The 15,655-nt window shown below is 66.6% G+C and carries 16 protein-coding genes, 2 tRNA genes and 1 pseudogene; 6 read left to right on the top strand and 13 right to left on the bottom strand.

The window, feature by feature from the left end:
* Positions 1–63: 63 nt before the first annotated feature.
* Entirely contained in the window at positions 64–435 is a 372-nt protein-coding gene (locus AC1Q6V_RS04520; protein ID WP_010809210.1) for a hypothetical protein, read from the bottom strand.
* Between the two features lie 176 nt (positions 436–611).
* On the opposite strand from AC1Q6V_RS04520, the gene AC1Q6V_RS04515 reads away from it, so the two are divergent.
* Positions 612–2,048, top strand: coding sequence for an aminotransferase-like domain-containing protein (locus AC1Q6V_RS04515; RefSeq protein WP_010809211.1), 1,437 nt, complete (start codon positions 612–614; stop codon positions 2,046–2,048).
* A gap of 152 nt (positions 2,049–2,200) precedes the next feature.
* A complete protein-coding gene (locus AC1Q6V_RS04510; RefSeq protein WP_454750999.1) occupies positions 2,201–3,706 on the top strand; it encodes a sensor domain-containing diguanylate cyclase in 1,506 nt (501 codons plus the stop codon).
* Between the two features lie 11 nt (positions 3,707–3,717).
* On the opposite strand, the gene AC1Q6V_RS04505 is transcribed toward AC1Q6V_RS04510, so the two are convergent.
* The 5 genes from AC1Q6V_RS04505 to AC1Q6V_RS04485 form a co-directional block, all read right to left on the bottom strand.
* The gene (locus tag AC1Q6V_RS04505) at positions 3,718–3,972 is read right to left on the bottom strand and encodes a putative hemolysin (protein WP_041687227.1); all 255 of its coding nucleotides are present in this window, start codon (positions 3,970–3,972) and stop codon (positions 3,718–3,720) included.
* Positions 3,973–4,062: 90 nt separating this feature from the next.
* Positions 4,063–4,965, bottom strand: coding sequence for a lipid A hydroxylase LpxO (gene lpxO / locus AC1Q6V_RS04500; RefSeq protein WP_454751000.1), 903 nt, complete (start codon positions 4,963–4,965; stop codon positions 4,063–4,065).
* A gap of 157 nt (positions 4,966–5,122) precedes the next feature.
* Positions 5,123–5,434 (bottom strand): hypothetical protein, encoded by a 312-nt coding sequence (locus tag AC1Q6V_RS04495; protein WP_010809215.1) that lies wholly within the window; start codon positions 5,432–5,434, stop codon positions 5,123–5,125.
* A 32-nt stretch (positions 5,435–5,466) separates the two neighbouring features.
* On the bottom strand, positions 5,467–6,909 hold the full coding sequence (locus AC1Q6V_RS04490) for a DUF2252 domain-containing protein (protein WP_052181627.1): 1,443 nt from the start codon (positions 6,907–6,909) through the stop codon (positions 5,467–5,469).
* A 136-nt stretch (positions 6,910–7,045) separates the two neighbouring features.
* Positions 7,046–7,489 carry a carboxymuconolactone decarboxylase family protein gene (locus tag AC1Q6V_RS04485; protein WP_010809217.1) on the bottom strand — a complete coding sequence of 148 codons (444 nt, stop codon included), beginning with the start codon at positions 7,487–7,489 and terminating at the stop codon, positions 7,046–7,048.
* 142 nt (positions 7,490–7,631) lie between these two features.
* Here AC1Q6V_RS04485 and pdxR point away from each other — a divergent pair, with 142 nt between their 5' ends.
* Positions 7,632–9,080, top strand: a complete 1,449-nt coding sequence (gene pdxR / locus AC1Q6V_RS04480; RefSeq protein WP_058696954.1) for a MocR-like pyridoxine biosynthesis transcription factor PdxR — start codon at positions 7,632–7,634, stop codon at positions 9,078–9,080.
* 158 nt (positions 9,081–9,238) lie between these two features.
* A complete protein-coding gene (locus AC1Q6V_RS04475) occupies positions 9,239–9,547 on the top strand; it encodes a hypothetical protein (protein WP_010809219.1) in 309 nt (102 codons plus the stop codon).
* Between the two features lie 57 nt (positions 9,548–9,604).
* On the opposite strand, the pseudogene AC1Q6V_RS04470 reads toward AC1Q6V_RS04475, so the two are convergent.
* A pseudogene (locus tag AC1Q6V_RS04470) lies at positions 9,605–10,287 on the bottom strand (Fe2+-dependent dioxygenase).
* Positions 10,288–10,435: 148 nt separating this feature from the next.
* Between AC1Q6V_RS04470 and AC1Q6V_RS04465 the strand changes: the two are divergent.
* Positions 10,436–10,717: a hypothetical protein gene (locus AC1Q6V_RS04465; RefSeq protein WP_035819589.1), complete on the top strand. Its 282-nt coding sequence runs from the start codon at positions 10,436–10,438 to the stop codon at positions 10,715–10,717.
* Between the two features lie 144 nt (positions 10,718–10,861).
* On the opposite strand, the gene AC1Q6V_RS04460 is transcribed toward AC1Q6V_RS04465, so the two are convergent.
* The 4 genes from AC1Q6V_RS04460 to AC1Q6V_RS04445 all read right to left on the bottom strand — a co-directional run bounded on the left by AC1Q6V_RS04460 (position 10,862) and on the right by AC1Q6V_RS04445 (position 11,977).
* Positions 10,862–10,937, bottom strand: a tRNA-Met gene (locus AC1Q6V_RS04460).
* Between the two features lie 91 nt (positions 10,938–11,028).
* On the bottom strand, positions 11,029–11,352 hold the full coding sequence (locus AC1Q6V_RS04455) for a hypothetical protein (protein ID WP_231881391.1): 324 nt from the start codon (positions 11,350–11,352) through the stop codon (positions 11,029–11,031).
* Positions 11,353–11,426: 74 nt separating this feature from the next.
* Positions 11,427–11,687: a hypothetical protein gene (locus AC1Q6V_RS04450; protein ID WP_010809222.1), complete on the bottom strand. Its 261-nt coding sequence runs from the start codon at positions 11,685–11,687 to the stop codon at positions 11,427–11,429.
* Between the two features lie 213 nt (positions 11,688–11,900).
* Positions 11,901–11,977: transfer RNA gene (locus AC1Q6V_RS04445), tRNA-Arg, on the bottom strand.
* 156 nt (positions 11,978–12,133) lie between these two features.
* Here AC1Q6V_RS04445 and greB point away from each other — a divergent pair.
* Positions 12,134–12,697 (top strand): transcription elongation factor GreB, encoded by a 564-nt coding sequence (gene greB / locus AC1Q6V_RS04440; protein WP_058696956.1) that lies wholly within the window; start codon positions 12,134–12,136, stop codon positions 12,695–12,697.
* Between the two features lie 111 nt (positions 12,698–12,808).
* Here greB and AC1Q6V_RS04435 read toward each other — a convergent pair whose 3' ends face one another.
* The gene (locus AC1Q6V_RS04435; RefSeq protein WP_037024397.1) at positions 12,809–15,220 is read right to left on the bottom strand and encodes a RelA/SpoT family protein; all 2,412 of its coding nucleotides are present in this window, start codon (positions 15,218–15,220) and stop codon (positions 12,809–12,811) included.
* A gap of 196 nt (positions 15,221–15,416) precedes the next feature.
* Positions 15,417–15,620, bottom strand: coding sequence for a DNA-directed RNA polymerase subunit omega (gene rpoZ / locus AC1Q6V_RS04430; protein WP_006578656.1), 204 nt, complete (start codon positions 15,618–15,620; stop codon positions 15,417–15,419).
* Between the last annotated feature and the right edge of the window lie 35 nt (positions 15,621–15,655).

The raw sequence follows: 15,655 nt of genomic DNA, 5'->3' as shown, positions 1-15,655 counted from the left end.
AACCCGAGAACTGCGGCCGGGGGGTTGGGCACACCAATGTGCCAGGCCGGCCGGAGCGCAATTTTATAGGCTTTCGGGCGCGGAGTCGGGAATCTGGCGGGATTCGGGCTGGCGGGCCGGGCCGGTGCGGCGCCAGGACAACGCCAGCCAGGCTTGCAGCCGGGGCAGCCAGCCCGGCGGGTCAGTGATCGACAATGCGCCGGCGCGGCTTGCCGACAGCGTCAGCCAGCCGCGCGCGGGCACGGTCCACGTATCGCCCGCGCGCAGGCGCCGCCGCGGTACGTAGCAGGTCTCGGCCAGCCATTGGGGCGGCCCGGCCAGCTCCAGTTCACCCGCGCCGGCATGCAGCACGGTGCCCGCCGCCACGCGCAGGCGCAGGCACTGGCCGGCCAGAAGCGGCACCACGGTTGATGTGTCGTTGAGATCGCTTTGCATGGCAGGACTCCGGTAACAGGCACAGGACTCCAGCCTATCGACCTGATCTCAGCCGCGGCAGGCACACCGCGGAACCGCCTGGACCGGAACAGCCATGCGAATTCAGCCCTGTTACGATACAGTTGCCCCGCTTCTGTATCTGTACTGATGCGGCCAACCGCGCCACGATGGCCCCAATGGAATCCGCCCCGCTCTACCGCCAGGTTGCCGGCCACTACCGCCGCGCCATCGAATCCGGAACGCTCGCCGCCGGTGACCGCATGCCGTCGGTGCGCGCGCTGATGGCGCTGCACAGTGTGAGCCTGTCCACCGCGCTGCAGGCATGCAGGCAGCTCGAGAGCGACGGCTTGCTGGAAGCGCGGCCGCGCTCGGGTTATTTCGTCGCGGCACCGCTGCGTTCGCCGCTGGCGGCGCTGGCCGAGCCGGCCGCGGCCTTGCCTGATCCGGCGCAGTATGTCGGCATCCACCAGCGCATTTCCGGCTTGCTGGCGCGTGGCCAGCACCAGCATGTGCATACCAACCTGGGCGGCGCCTATTGCGCGCCGTCACTGTATCCGACCGAGGCGCTGCGCAGCGCCGCGACCCGTGCGCTGCGCCGGCATCCGATGCTGTTCGGCGAAGCGGTCGAGCCCGAGGGCTACCAGCCGCTGCGCTCCGCGCTGGCGCGCCAGGCGTTGCGGGCGCGCGTGCAGCTCGCGCCGGAAGAAATCGTCATCACCAACGGCTGCACCGAGGCGCTCAACCTCGCGCTGCGCGCGGTGGCGGGGCCGGGCGACGTGATCGCGGTGGAATCGCCGACCTACTACGGCCTGCTGCAGATCCTGGAAAGCCTGGGCATGCGCGCGCTGGAGATCCCGTGCAGCCCCCAGACCGGCATCTCGCTGGAGGCGCTGGAGCTGGCCGCGCAGCACTACGACAACATCCGTGCGGTGGCGGTGGTGCCCAACCTGCAGAACCCGCTCGGCTGCATCATGCCGGACGCGCACAAGGCGCGGCTGGTGCAGTGGTGCGAAGCGCGCGGCATCGCGCTGATCGAGGACGACTGCTTCTCGGCCACCGCCGACAGCGATGCGCCGCCGGCCGCGGCCAAGGCCTGGGATGGCAGCGGCAACGTGATCCACTGCGCTTCGCTGCACAAGGTGCTGGCGCCCGGCATGCGCCTGGGCTGGATCGCCGCCGGCAAATGGCAGGCGCGCGTGGAAATGCTCAAGTTCGGCCTGTCGCGGCCCAACGAGATGCTGTCGCAGATGGCGGCCGCCGACTTCCTGGCTTCCGGCGCGCACGACCGCCACCTGCGCCGGCTGCGCACCCGGCTGTGCGCGCAGCGCGAATGGTTCGCGCAGGCCATCGCCGCAAGCTTTCCCGCCGGCACGCGGCTGGGGTCCCCGCGCGGCGGCATGCACCTGTGGGTGGAACTGCCCGCCCAGATATCGTCCGAGGCGGTGTTCGACCAGGCGCTGCAGGCCGGCATCCGCGTGATGCCGGGCGTGATGTTCTCCAACGCCGGCCGCTTCGACCACTGCCTGCGCGTCAACTGCGGCACGCCGCGCTCGGCGCAGATCGAGCGGGCGCTGGGCACGCTGGCCGCCATCGTGCAGCGGCTGGCGGGCTAGCCCTGGCGCCTGCCTGCAATATCCCTCCCCTTTTGCCTGCGCCTCGCCTATGCTAATGCGCTGGTGCGCAGGGGCGGCCCGGCTGGTCTCCGGGGGCGAAGACCGACCACGGGGCGCCGTGCACCACGGGAAAAAGAAAAAGGAGAAAAGCCTTGAGCAGTGCATCCGCGGCAACGTCCGTCGGCAAGAGTGCCGGCAACCCTGCCGGCAACAACCTGGACGACTATCAAACCCTGTTCCAACTGGCACCTGTCTCGCTGTGGCTGGAAGACTTCAGCGCCGTGCGCGAGTATTTTGCGCAACTGCGCAAGGAAGGTGTCACCGACCTGCGCGCCCACCTGCGCGCGGACCCGCGGCAGGCGGCGCAGTGCTCGGCGCTGATCCGCGTGATCGACGTGAACCGGCGCACGCTGGAGCTGTTCCGGGCAGCCGATCTCGACGACCTGGTGGCCAACCTCGACACAGTCTTCCGCGACGACATGCTCGACCAGCATGTCGAGGAGCTCGGCCAGTTGTGGGACGGCGGCAATCGCTTCGCCAGCCAGTCCGTCAACTACGCGCTGGATGGCGAGCGGCTCGATATCCAGCTGGAGGCCACGGTGTTGCCGGGCCACGAAGATACCTGGGAGCGCGTGCTGTTGTCGATCAGGGACATCACCCCGCGCATGCGCACCGAGCGTGAACTGCGCCGCAGCGAGCAGTATGCGCTGGGACTGTTCGAGCATTCGCCGGTGTCGCTGTGGGTAGAGGACTTCAGCGCGGTCAAGGTGCTGCTCGATGAAGTGCGCGGCGCCGGCATCACCGACTTCCGCACCTTCCTCAACGTGCATCCGGACTTTGTCTCACGCTGCATGCAGGAGATCCGAGTGCTCGACGTCAACCAGCAGACGCTGCAGATGTTCGGCGCGGACAGCAAGCAGGCCCTGCTGTCGCGGCTGGGCGATGTGTTCCGCGACGACATGCGCATCCATTTTGCCGAGCAGCTGATCGACCTCTGGCACGAGAAGCTGTGGCAGCAGCGCGAAGTCATCAACTACGCGCTCGATGGCCGCGCCGTGGACGTCTTCATGCAGTGGTCGGTATTCCCCGGGCGGGAAGCGGACTGGGACCAGGTGCTGGTGTCGCTGACCGATATCACGGCGCGCAAGAAGGCAGAAGCCTATGTCGAGTTCCTGGGCAAGCACGACGTGCTGACCAAGCTCTACAACCGCGCCTACTATGAGGACGAGCTGGCGCGGCTGGGCCGCAAGGGCCCGTGGCCGGTCAGCGTGGTGGCGGTGGACCTGAACGGCCTCAAGGTGGTCAACGACCAGTTCGGCCATGCCGACGGTGACGGGCTGCTGCGCCGCACCGGCGAGGTGTTGAAGAAGGCGGTGGGCGAGCAGGCCTGCGTGGCGCGTATCGGCGGCGACGAGTTCATGATCCTGCTGCCCGGGCGCGACGAGCGCGGCGCCGCCACGGTGGTCGAGCAGATCGGCAAGGTGGTGGAGCTGAACAACCAGTTCTACCCGGGCACACGCCTGAGCCTTTCCATCGGCCACGCCACCTGTCTGCAGGGCGACCGGCTGAATGAGGTCGTCAAGCTGGCCGACAGCCGCATGTATCAAGCCAAGCGCGACTACTACACCACGCTGGCCAACGAACGCCGCCGCGATTGAAGCCTGGCGGCTCAGCCCGGGGTGCATTCGCCGCGCATCAGCGCCCACTCCTCGCATTGCTTGCCTGACGGGAAGATGCAGATGCCGGACTGGCCGGCCGGGGTCGACACGATCTGCAGCTTGCCGCCGCGCTGCGTGCAGTTGACGGAGGCGGGGTTGGGCTTGCCGATTGTCTGGGCGCTCCCCGGGCGCTCTGCCGGGGTGTTGCTGCAAGCGGCCGCGCCAACGACAGCGAAGGCCAGCAACACTGCAATACGGGTGCGCATCGGGATCTCCGCGAGCAAAAGAAACGGGCCCATTGTTTGCTCCCCTCTCCCGCAGGCGGGAGAGGGGAGCAAACCGCCGGATTTTGCTTCTTACAGGAAGACGATCAGCCCCACGCCCAGCACGATCAGGCCGAACTTGGTGACGTAGTAAAGCTGGCGGTTCCAGGCCTTGAAGCGGCGGCGATACTGGCCGCCCAGCCAGACAAAGCGGAACAGCCGGTTGATCATGCCGGTCTGGTCGTGCTCGTCATTGGGCGAGCTGGCCGCGGTCATGACCTTGCGGCCCATCCAGTGGTTGAACTTCGCAGCCCAGCTGTAGCGCATCGGGCGCTCGATATCGCAGAACAGGATCAGCCGGTTGGCATCGCTGCGGTTCTCGGCCCAGTGCAGGTAGGTTTCGTCGAAGACCACGCCCTCACCGTCGCGCCAGCTGTGGCGCTCGCCGTCGACCTCGATAAAGCAGCGGTCGTCGTTCGGCGTGGCCAGGCCCAGGTGGTAGCGCAGCGAGCCGGCGAACGGGTCGCGGTGCGGGTTGAGCTTGCCGCCCGGCGGCAGCTCGGCAAACATCGCCGCCTTCACCGTGGGCAGCTCGCGCAGCAGCGCCACGGTCTTGGGGCAGAGCTGCTCGGCCGACGGGTGCTGGGCCTCGTACCACTTCAGGTAGAAGCGCTTCCAGCCGTACTTGAAGAAGGAATTGAAGCCGGCGTCGTCGTTCTTGTCCGCTGCCTTGATCTTGCGCATCGCGGTCAGCGCCAGCCCTTCGTCGCGGATCTCGGGCCAGGCGGCGCGCAGCTTTTCCAGGTCGGGGAAATTGTCGACCGGGATGTACGGCGTGCGGGGCACGCCCGAGAACGCATACATGAAGCAGTTGATCGGGGCCACCAGGGCCGAATGGTCCAGCAGCTGGCGCCAGATGCGCAGGCGCACCTTGCCGCGGAAGTGCACATACAGCACGGCACCGAGGTAGCCCGCGACGATAATCCACTTGATCACCGAAATCCTCCTGGTCAGCCGCCTCCGCCGCGTGTCAGTCACAGCGCGGACCGGCTGGGTGAAAACGCGTATTTTAGCGAAACGGCAGAGCCGCCGCAGCTTGAGACGATTGCGGCACATGGCCCGTGGTGCGGGCCGGGAAGTCAGGCTGGCGCGTTCAGGCCCCGCCGCGCGACTGCCGCGCGATGCGCTCGATCAGCGCCTGGGCGTCGTCGGGCAGGCCCTGCAGCCTCAGCAAGCGCGCGTTCAGCACCAGGTTTTCCAGCACCAGCTTGGCTGTCGAGGCCCACATCGTGGCCAGCAGCGCTTCCACCGGCAGGCCGGACGCCTCCATCTCGCTGGAGCGCTCGGCGATCAGCCGGCACGCCAGCCGGCGCAGCGCGGCGTCGTCGAACGGCAGGTCGGCGTAGTCGATGGGGTCTTCCTTCTCGACTTCCGTCATCAGTTGCAGCAGGGTGTCTTCTGTCATGGGCAGACTCCTGGCCAGGCAAGGCGCGTGGGCTACACGCGGAAATCAGCAGCCATGTCGGCATCGGTGCGCGCCTCGAGGCGCCCCGAACGGCACGCGGCGACAAACTGATCGTAGTCGCGCTCGACCTGGTCAGCATAGCCATTGGCATAGCCTACCATCGCCTCGGCCATGCGGTCGCTGCGGCCCAGGTAGCCGCTGACCTCGGCGGCCAGTCCGCTGGCCTTGGCGTGCGCCCGCGCCAGCACCCAGCCACACAGCGAGGCATAGCGGCCGAGCAGCTCGCCGTCCATCAGCTCGATCTGTGCCGACAGCTTCATGTCGCGCAGCTGCCGCAGATAGAAGTGCCGCCCGAACGGCCCCTTGGTCCAGCCGAGGAACAGGTCGCTCGCGGCCTGCATCAGCCGCTGGCCCTCGACCACGCGGCGGCCCTCGTGCGCGGTCGGCGCGCTCTTGAAGTAACGCGCCACCACCGACCTGGTGGCCTCCTTGACCTGCAGGAACAGCGGCTTGTCATGCTGGTCCACCAGCAGCTGCACCAGGCAGCGCTTGCCCACGCTGCCCACCCCGACCACCTTGAAGGCCAGGTCATGGCGCGTGAAATGGCCGAGCAGCCGGCGCCGGTCTGCAGCCAGCGTGGACAGGTAGTCCTGGTAGGCCTGGTCCAGCGCCAGGTCCGCGTCGCTGGCGGCCAGCCAGTCGTCGCCCGGCCCGAACAGCGTCTGCTCGCCGCGCACGTGGAAGATCGCCGGCGGCGCATCGAGTATCGACCAGCGGTCGCCGATGCGCTCGGCCAGCTTGGGCAGCAGCGACTCGTGGGTGCGGTCGGCGGCGCGCTCCATGCCGCGCCGGATGCGCTTCTGGACTTCGGGCAAGGTGTCTTCTTCAAGCAGCCGCTCGAAGGTAATGCGGTCGTACCAGGTGTCGAGCATGCCCATTTCGCCATAGGCGAGCATGCGGCGCTGGTAGCTGCCCACCGCCTCGCGCACCATGTCTTCGGCCACAGCGGACTTGTGCCGCAGGTGGCGTGCCGCCACCACGAAGCTTGCGCACAGGCGCTTGAGGTCCCATTCCCACGGACCGGGACTGGTTTCGTCGAAATCGTTGAGGTCGAACAGCAGCGCGCGCTCGGGCGTGGCAAAGCCGCCGAAGTTGGCCAGGTGGCAGTCGCCGCAGATCTGCATATGCAGGCCGGAATCCGCGGTGCCGGCCAGGTCGTGGGCCTGGAGGATGGCGCTGCCGCGGTAGAACGCGAACGGCGACTGGATCATGCGGCCGTAGCGCAGCGGCACCAGCCGCTCAACCCGGCCCTGGCTGCTGATTTCCAGCAGTTCGACGGGGTCGCGGTCGACGTTGCCGATGGCCTCGTGCGCACCGCGCGGCACCTGCTGGCGGGCGGCCCTGCCGCGCTCGCGCCGGGCCTCGACAGTACCCTTGGCCACGGCTTGCCCGCCCTCCTGACGTGTCGCCACCATGCCCCCAATGCCGGCGCCGCCGGCGGTTGCCATTTGTGCAGCATCTGCAACAGAAGCTAATGCACTGCGCCGCGGCTTGTCAATCGGCAGGCCACGGCGCGGGTCAGGCTGGGGTCGGGCGGATGTGCGCCGTGGCTCAGAGCGCAGGCGGCTGGCGACGGAAACCGACGCCGAAGCGGTTCCATGCATTGATGGCCGAGATCAGCAGCGTCAGGTCGGCCATTTCCTTTTCCGAGAATTGCTCTCGCAAGTCCTGGTAGTCCGCATCCGGCGCCTGGCTTTGCGGCAGCAGCGTCAGCGCCTCGGTCCACGCCAGCGCGGCGCGCTCGCGCGGGGTGAACCAGCTCACTTCACGCCAGGCCGGCAGCAGGTTCAGGCGGCGCTCGCTTTCGCCATGCTTGCGCGCATCGGTGATGTGCATGTCCAGGCAGAACGCGCAACCGTTGATCTGCGAGGCGCGGATCTTCACCAGTTCCTTGAGCGTGGTCTCCAGCGAGCAGCGTGCCAGATAGACCTCCAGGCCAATCATTGCCTTGTAGGCGTCAGGGGCCACGTCTTGCCAGTTCATCCGTTCTTCCATGATCGATCTCCGCTTTGACAGGTTGGATTCGGCGGGCACTGGTGTCGCGCCCGTTGGGATGAAAGATAGACCCATCGATTGGCCCCGCACACTGCCAATTTCCGGCAGAATCAGTAGACCAATCCTGACCGACGCGTACCTTATGGAACTGCATCTCGCCCTGGACCAAGCCAGCGACCTGACCGCGCAGATCGTCCACCAGATCCGCGACGCGATCCAGGGCGGCCGGCTCGAGGCCGGCGCACGCATGCCGCCTACGCGCCTGCTTGGCACCCAGCTGGGCGTGGCGCGCAAGACGGTGACCACGGCGTATGAACGACTGGTGGCCGAAGGCTGGCTGCACGCGCGCGTCGGCGACGGCACCTATGTGGCCGAGGGGCTGGCCCGCCCGGCCATGCGCATGGCGGCGGCGCCGGTGCTGCCGCCTGCCGTGCAGCGCTGGATGGCGGTGCCGACGCCGTTCCTGGACTCCGGCGGCGGCGCGCGCTATGGGTTCCAGCCGGGGCAGGCCGATACCACGCGCTTTCCGCATGAAGCCTGGTCGCGCTGCGTGCGCGCGGCGCTGGCCGCCGAGCGCCAGCGCCCGCCCGGCGTCGCCGATCCGGCCGGTGAGATGGTGCTGCGCCAGGCCATTGCCCGCCATATCGCCTTCACGCGTGGCGTGCAGAGCATGCCGACCGACATCCTGGTCACGGGCGGCGCGCAACAGGGCATCGACCTGCTGGCCCGGCTGCTGCTCGGGCCCGGCGCCGTGGTGGCGATGGAGGATCCCGGCTATCCGATGGCGCGTTCGTTGTTCCAGGGGCTGGGCGCACGGGTGGTGCCAGTGCCGGTCGATGGTGAAGGGCTGGTAGTGGAGGCGCTGCCGAACGATGCCACGCTGGTCTATGTCACGCCATCGCACCAGTCGCCGCTGGGCGTGCCGATGAGCCTGGCGCGGCGCCAGGCGCTGCTGGACTGGGCGGCACTCCGCCACGCGGTGATCCTGGAAGACGACTACGACAGCGAATTCCGCTACGGCGGCCAGGCGCTGGACGCACTGCAGACGCTGGACCGGCATGGCCGCGTGGTCTACCTCGGCACGTTCTCGAAGACGCTGGTGGCCAACCTGCGCTGCGGCTACCTGGTGGTGCCGCCCTGGCTGATGCCGGCCGCGCGCAAGGTCAAGCACCTGATGGACTGGTACACGCCGACGCTGATCCAGCAGGCGCTGGCGCGCTTCCTGTCCGAGGGTCACCTGCTGCGCCATATCCGGCGTTCGCACGCGCGCCACGCCCAGCGCCGCGCCCGCCTGCTGGCGCGGCTGCACGGCGACCTGTCGCCGTGGCTGGAGCCGCTGCCGGCAATGGCGGGCTTCCACCTGGCGGCGCGGCTGCGCGTGCCGGTGGCGTCCGAGGCACTGGTCTCGACTGCGCGCCTGGCCGGCCTGGCACTTGCCACGCTCGATCCCTGCTATGCCACGCCCCCTGCTACCTGCGCGGGGCTGCTGCTGGGCTTCGGCGCCATCGACCTGCTGGATATCGATCCTGCCCTGGACCGGCTGGCAATGGTACTCTCTGCACTGGTACCTGAGCCGGCGCACGCCACGTGATGCGGGCCGCACAGGAGCGATACCAGGTGACGCATGCCACGCGCATGCCATCACAGCGACATGGCGCCGCTGTCATGCTGGTATTTCGCAAACCGACGTGAACAAACCGGAAGCGTGCGGGTCTCATTCGCACTTTCCACACAACCAGAGTCGCGTTCATGACCAAGCGTTTGTTGTCCGCCATGCGTCAGTACGCATGGTTTGCCGGGGTGAAGCACCATGTCGTGCAGGGCGTCGAAGCCCTGGCGGAACTGCTCAAGTCCCCTTCCGCCGCGGCGCGCGCCGTCGCGGCCATCGTTGCCGAAACCGAGCACGGCGTACAGGTCTGGGTCTCGTACTTCGGCAAGCCGCTGGATCCGCACACCAACTACGTGCTGTGGCCCAACCGCGCGCTGCGCCCGGCGCGGCGGCGCATCCAGCCCTCTCCGATCGAACTGTTGCAGATGCAGCGACGGCGCGACGGATAGCCGCGCCTGCCTGCTGGCTGACGGGATGCAGCGCTCTTGCGAGGGCGCCGCCGGAGTTCAGGAGTCCGCCCAGCGGCGCAGCAGGTTGTGATAGACCCCGGTCAGGCCGATCACCGATTCATGCGCCTGGCCGAGTTCCTGCGCCACCTGGCGGATACGCGCGTCCAGCTCGAACAGCGCGCGCGCTGGCCATCGTCGCGCACCATGCTCTGGATCCAGAAGAACGATGACACCCGCGCCCCGCGCGTGACCGGCGTCACGTGGTGGATGCTGGTGGCCGGGTACAGCACCATATGCCCGGCCGGCAGCTTCACGCGCTGCTGGCCGTAGCTGTCCTCGATCACCAGTTCGCCGCCGTCGTATTCGTCTGGCTCGGTCAGGAACAGCGTCGCCGACAGGTCGCAGCGGATACGGAAGCTGGTGCCGCGCAGGTAGCGGATCGCGTTGTCGACATGGTTGGCAAAGGTATGCCCGCCTTCATAGCGGTTGAACAGCGGCGGATAGACCTTCAGCGGCAGCGCCGCCGAGAAGAACAGCGCGTTGTTGCCGAGCGCGTCCTGGATCAGGTCGCCCACCTGGCGCGCCGCCGGCGAGCCCTCCGGCAACTGCAGGTTGCGCTTGGCCAGCGCCGACTGGTAGCCCGAGGTCTCATTGCCGTCGGCCCACGCCGCCGCGTCGATGACCTGCCGGACTTGCGCCACCTGGGCCTTGGACAGTACGTCGGGAATCTGCAGCATCATGATGGCAAATGTCGGAATGAATCGGACAGGTGCACATTGTATGGGAAGCGCGGCAGGACCAGAACAAGAATCATTATCGTTTGATCCTGTGCAGGCGGCGGCTTCACTACAATGGGTTCTGTATCCCCGTCACCGACAAGGAGCCGACATGTCCGAACCGCTACACGATGAAGCGCTGGTCAATCTCTACCTGGAACGCATCTCGGCTCTCTCGGTGAGCGCCTTCGATGGTGCCGATGTCAGCGGCGAACTCGATGCGGTGATGCGCGAAGCGGTAACCAAGTGCCAGGCCGCGGGCGGGCCGCAGGCGCAAGGAACACTGACGGTGCTGGCCACGCGGCTGCGTGAGCATGCCGACGCCGCGGAGCGTGAAGACCAGCCGCTGGTGCGCGATACCTTCAGGCGTGCGGCGGAACTGGTGCGCACCTAGTGGTGCCAGCGCACGAACGCTGCAAGGCATGCCTTTGGGTTGCGCGGAATGACATCGGAGCAGTGAGTGAGTCAGGCCGGACGGCCTTGAGAACAACGCCTTGAAGGACTGCGGCGAATGCCGCTGGATACTGATATAAGGCGTTGGTTGCGGGGGCAGGACTTGAACCTGCGACCTTCGGGTTATGAGCCCGACGAGCTGCCAACTGCTCCACCCCGCGTCTGAAGGAGACGGATTATGGGCGATTCATCCGCGCATGGCAAGCGCTATTTTGCCGTGCGCATGAAATCGTTCGCTCGTGCCTCGCGCCATCATGCAATGCGCCTGACTTTGCCGTCCGGTTCGTGCGTTGCAAGCAAGGCTTCGACATAGCGATTGACGTGTTCGAGCGCCTCGAGCTTGGTGTCGAACGGCTGGTTGGGAAACGGGTTGTGCCGCCTCGCGAGAATCTGACCGTCGGTGCGGCGCATGATCTCGATCAGGATGGCCCACTTGGACCTGGGCAGCGCAATCACTTCATAGACGATCTTGTAGCCTGCATATTCCGGCATGGCGGGGGGCACTCCGTTCTGCTGCAATGGCGAGCGAGACTTCGCTCGCTTCATTTCCAGCGTAGGAGTGCCGCGCAGGATCAAGAATGATCCGCGTCAATAGCAATAGATCACGGCATGATATAAGCCGTTGCGCCAACCACAATGACGCGCAACCCTTATTCGGCGGGCCCGAGCAGTCGGTCCACCAGGGCATAGCCCGCGCCGAAGGCAGCCACCTCCGCCGCATGGCGCGTGGCGAACTGCTGCGGGCCGCTGGCAAGCAACTCGGTATCGCCCGCGTCGGCCGGGTCGGCGCCTTCCTGCGACACGCGGACTTCATAGCCCCAACGGCCGATGCTGTCCTGCCCGTGCGGCGATACCAGGACATAGACATCCATGCCGCGGTACTCTTCAACGCGCCACTCTGCGTTTTCCATGCGCTCAGCTCCCAGGGTCGAGGTTGTGCCTGATTCGAGCCTAGGAGGCCGCACGCGCGACCGCAAGGCGTGACGCAGCAATCGCAGGTTTGCGTGGGTGCAGACGGAAAGCGGGAACGGTAGCCGCGGCGCGCAAGTCGAACGGCACGACGGCGAAAGGACGGAAACGAAAAAGGGCTTCCGTTTCCGGAAGCCCTCTTCTTTCTGCATAGGTGGCGCGGCTGGCAGGATTCGAACCCACGACCCCTTGGTTCGTAGCCAAGTACTCTATCCAACTGAGCTACAGCCGCACGCGAGAAAAAGATTATAACCCAGTTTTTATTTTTGGGAAGCCCCTTCGCAACTTTTTTGTGATCTTTCTTTGGAAGGGGTGCAGCAGATGCCCGCCGGCGAGGTTCGCCTGTGGCGTTTTCCTATAATGACAGACCCAAGAAGTGATCCGGAACATGAACAAGGCATTTGTCAAAGAGTCGTCCGGCGACGAGGACGACGACCTCCCCGAAGGCGCAACGCCGCTACCTCCCGGCACCAAGAACTACATCACCGCCGAAGGCTACAACCGCCTGCGCAATGAGCTGATGCAGCTGATCGACGTCGACCGGCCCGATGTAGTGCAGATCGTGTCGTGGGCGGCCTCCAATGGCGACCGCTCGGAGAATGGCGACTATCTCTACGGCAAGAAGCGCCTGCGCGAGATCGACCGCCGCATCCGCTTCCTGACGCGCCGCCTCGACAAGGCGGAAGTGGTCGACCCGTCGCTGCAGGGCGACAACGACCAGATCTTCTTCGGCGCCACCGTCACCTACGCCAATCGTGCCGGCGAAGAAACCACCATCACCATCGTCGGCATGGATGAAGTCGACCTGGACAGCAACCACGTGAGCTGGATCTCGCCGATCGCCAAGGCGCTGATCAGGGCGCGCGAGGGCGACACCGTGGCGCTGCGCACGCCGGCCGGGGTCGAGCAGATCGATATCCTGGAAGTCCGCTACCCGTCGCGGAAACAATAGCCTGGAGTGGAGGCCGTTTTAGGACGGCCCTGGCTAGGCGTGCGGCCGCAGCCAGTACAAGTAGCACGGCAAGGCCGCACAACGACGCCAGGGCCGTCCTAAAACGGCCTCCTAGCCGTCGTTGCGGTCGCGGAATATCCGGATGACGTCCGGGTTGCGGCGCAGCCCGCGCATCACGTTGGCCAGGTGCAGGCGGTTCTGCACCTGGATGATGAACTGCATATAGGTGGCTTCCTGGTGGCCGGCGTCCTGCTGCTCCATGGCCACGTGCGCGACGTTGGCGTCGGCGGCGGTCAGGTCGGCAGCCACGCGCGCAACGATGCCCTTGACGTTGCGCACCATCACCTTGATCGACACGTCGAAGGCGCGCGTGGTCTTCTTGGCCCACATCACGTCGATCCAGTGCTCCGGATCCTTGCTGTGCAGGCGCTTGGCGATCTTGCAGTCCTGCACGTGGATCTGCAGCCCTTCGCCCTTGCCCAGGTAGCCAACGATGGAGTCGCCCGGGATCGGGCGGCAGCACGCCGAGAAGATCATCGACATGCCTTCGTCGCCGGTGATCGGCACCGCGGGCGCTTCTTCGCCGGCGAAGGTCTGCACCGCCGCCAGCAGCGCGCTGTCGACATCGCCGGACAGCTCCTGGAGCAGGATCTCCATGCGCTTGGCCACCACCGCCGGCACGCGCCGGCCCAGTGCCAGGTCGGCAAAGATGTCTTCGCGCTGCTTGTTGCCGGTCCACTGCACCATGCGGTCCCACACCGACTGCGGCACCGCCTTGAGCTCGAAGCCGAGCTGGCGCGCCGACTGTTCCAGCAGGCGCTCGCCAAGCTGGATGGCTTCGTCGAGCTTGGTGGTCTTCAGGTAGTGGCGGATCGCCGCGCGCGCCTTGCCGGTGCGCACGAACGACAGCCACGCCGGATTGGGCTTGGAGTACGGCGCCGTCACCACCTCGACGATATCGCCGCTCTTGAGCTCGGTGCGCAGCGGCAACATCTCGTTGTTGATCTTGACCGCGACGCACTGGTTGCCCAGGTCGCTGTGCACCGCGTAGGCAAAGTCCAGCGCGGTGGCGCCGCGCGGCAGCGCGCGGATATGGCCCTTGGGCGTGAACACGTAGACCGCATCCGGGAACAGGTCGATCTTGACGTGCTCGAGGAATTCCTGCGAATCGCCGGTCTGGCTCTGGATATCGAGCAGCGACTGCAGCCACTGGTGCGCCTGCTGCTGGATATCGTTGGCGTGATCGGCCTGATGCTTGTACATCCAGTGCGCGGCCACGCCGGCCTCGGCGATCTGGTGCATGTCGCGCGTGCGGATCTGGAACTCCACCGGCGTGCCGAACGGACCCACCAGCGTGGTGTGCAGCGACTGGTAGCCGTTGATCTTGGGGATGGCGATGTAGTCCTTGAACTTGCCGGGCATGGGCTTGTACAGCCCGTGCAGCGCGCCCATCGCCATGTAGCAGTGCATCTGCGTTTCCACCACCACGCGGAAACCATATACGTCCAGCACCTGCGAGAACGACAGCTGCTTGTCGTGCATCTTGCGGTAGATGCTGTAGAGCGTTTTCTCGCGCCCGGACAGTTCGGCCACGATGCCGGCGTCGGCCAGCCCCTTCTGCGCGGCTTCCAGGATACGCTTGACCACCTCGCGGCGGTTGCCGCGCGCGGCCTTGACGGCTTTTTCCAGCGTGGCGTAGCGGAACGGCGAGCCGACCTTGAAGGACAGCTCCTGCAGCTCGCGGTAGATCGTGTTGAGACCGAGACGGTGCGCGATCGGCGCATAGATCTCCATGGTCTCCAGCGCGATGCGGCGGCGCTTCTCCGGCGGGACGAAGTCGAGCGTGCGCATGTTGTGCGTACGGTCGGCCAGCTTCACCAGGATCACGCGCACGTCGCGCGCCATCGCCAGCAGCATCTTGCGGAAGCTCTCCGCCTGCGCCTGCTCGCGGCTCTGGAATTCGAGCTTGTCCAATTTGGTCAGGCCGTCGACCAGTTCGGCGACCTTGGGGCCGAATTTCTCGACCAGCTCGCTCTTGGTGATGCCCTGGTCTTCCATCACGTCGTGCAGCAGCGCCGCCATGATGGACTGCACATCCAGCTTCCAGTCCGCGCACAGCTCGGCCACCGCCACCGGATGGGTGATGTAGGGCTCACCGCTCTGGCGGTACTGGCCCAGGTGGGCTTCGTCGGAAAACTGGAAGGCCTCGCGCACGCGCGCCAGGTCGGGCGCCTTCAGGTACGCGAGTTTCTCCATCAGCCGGGTGATGGAGATGACCTGCTGGCGCGGCGGCACCGCCGGCTGCGAGGTCGGGCCGAAGAAGTGCCGGTATGACTGCGCCAGCACTGCGTCGATAAACAGGCTGTCAGCCGCCGGCGCCACATCCTGCATCGCGGCCAGCTCGTCCTGCAGCGCCGCGCCCCTGGACTTGCCCGGCGCCAGCGCGGGCGCGACGGCACGCTCGCCGACGACATCGTCGCCGAGCGGATCGGGAAGATTGGGAGCGCCGGTGCGCGCGTTCACGGAGGGCTGGCCCGGAATGGTGCGCTTAGGCGCCGTAGGCGGGGCCGCATCGCCAAGCGCCGGCGCCACGGCAGTCGGCGACGGCTGGGAGGGAGGCTTGGAGGGCGAATGCGGCGAAGGCATGGCGGCGGCCCCTGGAATCCGGCTGGATACGTGCTGGCACGATGCGAGGATAAGCCATGGGCCGCCTGACCAATCAGGTCGGGACCTTCTTCAGCATCTCGATGCCGACCTGGCCCGACGCGATCTCGCGCAGTGCCACCACGGTCGGCTTGTCCTTTGCTTCGACTTTGGGCGTGTGGCCCTGCACCAGCTGACGGGCACGATACGTGGCCGCCAGCGCGAGCTCGAAGCGATTCGGAATGTGTTTCAGACAATCTTCGACGGTAATACGCGCCATATCAAATCCACCTTGGGACAAAACCTTACGTTGGG

Source organism: Cupriavidus sp. GW823-FHT07B10, from assembly GCF_058794355.1.
Note: the sequence above shows the minus strand (reverse complement) of the source record. Positions and strands in the feature narration are given on the sequence as shown.

Bases quoted from the DNA above. Each gene is read 5' to 3' on its own strand.
- AC1Q6V_RS04475 (WP_010809219.1), top strand. From the start codon at position 9,239: ATGACCAAGCGTTTGTTGTCCGCCATGCGTCAGTACGCATGGTTTGCC.
- AC1Q6V_RS04515 (WP_010809211.1), top strand. From the start codon at position 612: ATGGAATCCGCCCCGCTCTACCGCCAGGTTGCCGGCCACTACCGCCGC.
- greB (WP_058696956.1), top strand. From the start codon at position 12,134: ATGAACAAGGCATTTGTCAAAGAGTCGTCCGGCGACGAGGACGACGAC.
- AC1Q6V_RS04490 (WP_052181627.1), bottom strand. From the start codon at position 6,909: ATGGTGGCGACACGTCAGGAGGGCGGGCAAGCCGTGGCCAAGGGTACT.
- AC1Q6V_RS04450 (WP_010809222.1), bottom strand. From the start codon at position 11,687: ATGGAAAACGCAGAGTGGCGCGTTGAAGAGTACCGCGGCATGGATGTC.
- AC1Q6V_RS04505 (WP_041687227.1), bottom strand. From the start codon at position 3,972: ATGCGCACCCGTATTGCAGTGTTGCTGGCCTTCGCTGTCGTTGGCGCG.
- rpoZ (WP_006578656.1), bottom strand. From the start codon at position 15,620: ATGGCGCGTATTACCGTCGAAGATTGTCTGAAACACATTCCGAATCGC.
- AC1Q6V_RS04520 (WP_010809210.1), bottom strand. From the start codon at position 435: ATGCAAAGCGATCTCAACGACACATCAACCGTGGTGCCGCTTCTGGCC.
- AC1Q6V_RS04485 (WP_010809217.1), bottom strand. From the start codon at position 7,489: ATGGAAGAACGGATGAACTGGCAAGACGTGGCCCCTGACGCCTACAAG.
- pdxR (WP_058696954.1), top strand. From the start codon at position 7,632: ATGGAACTGCATCTCGCCCTGGACCAAGCCAGCGACCTGACCGCGCAG.
- AC1Q6V_RS04465 (WP_035819589.1), top strand. From the start codon at position 10,436: ATGTCCGAACCGCTACACGATGAAGCGCTGGTCAATCTCTACCTGGAA.
- AC1Q6V_RS04495 (WP_010809215.1), bottom strand. From the start codon at position 5,434: ATGACAGAAGACACCCTGCTGCAACTGATGACGGAAGTCGAGAAGGAA.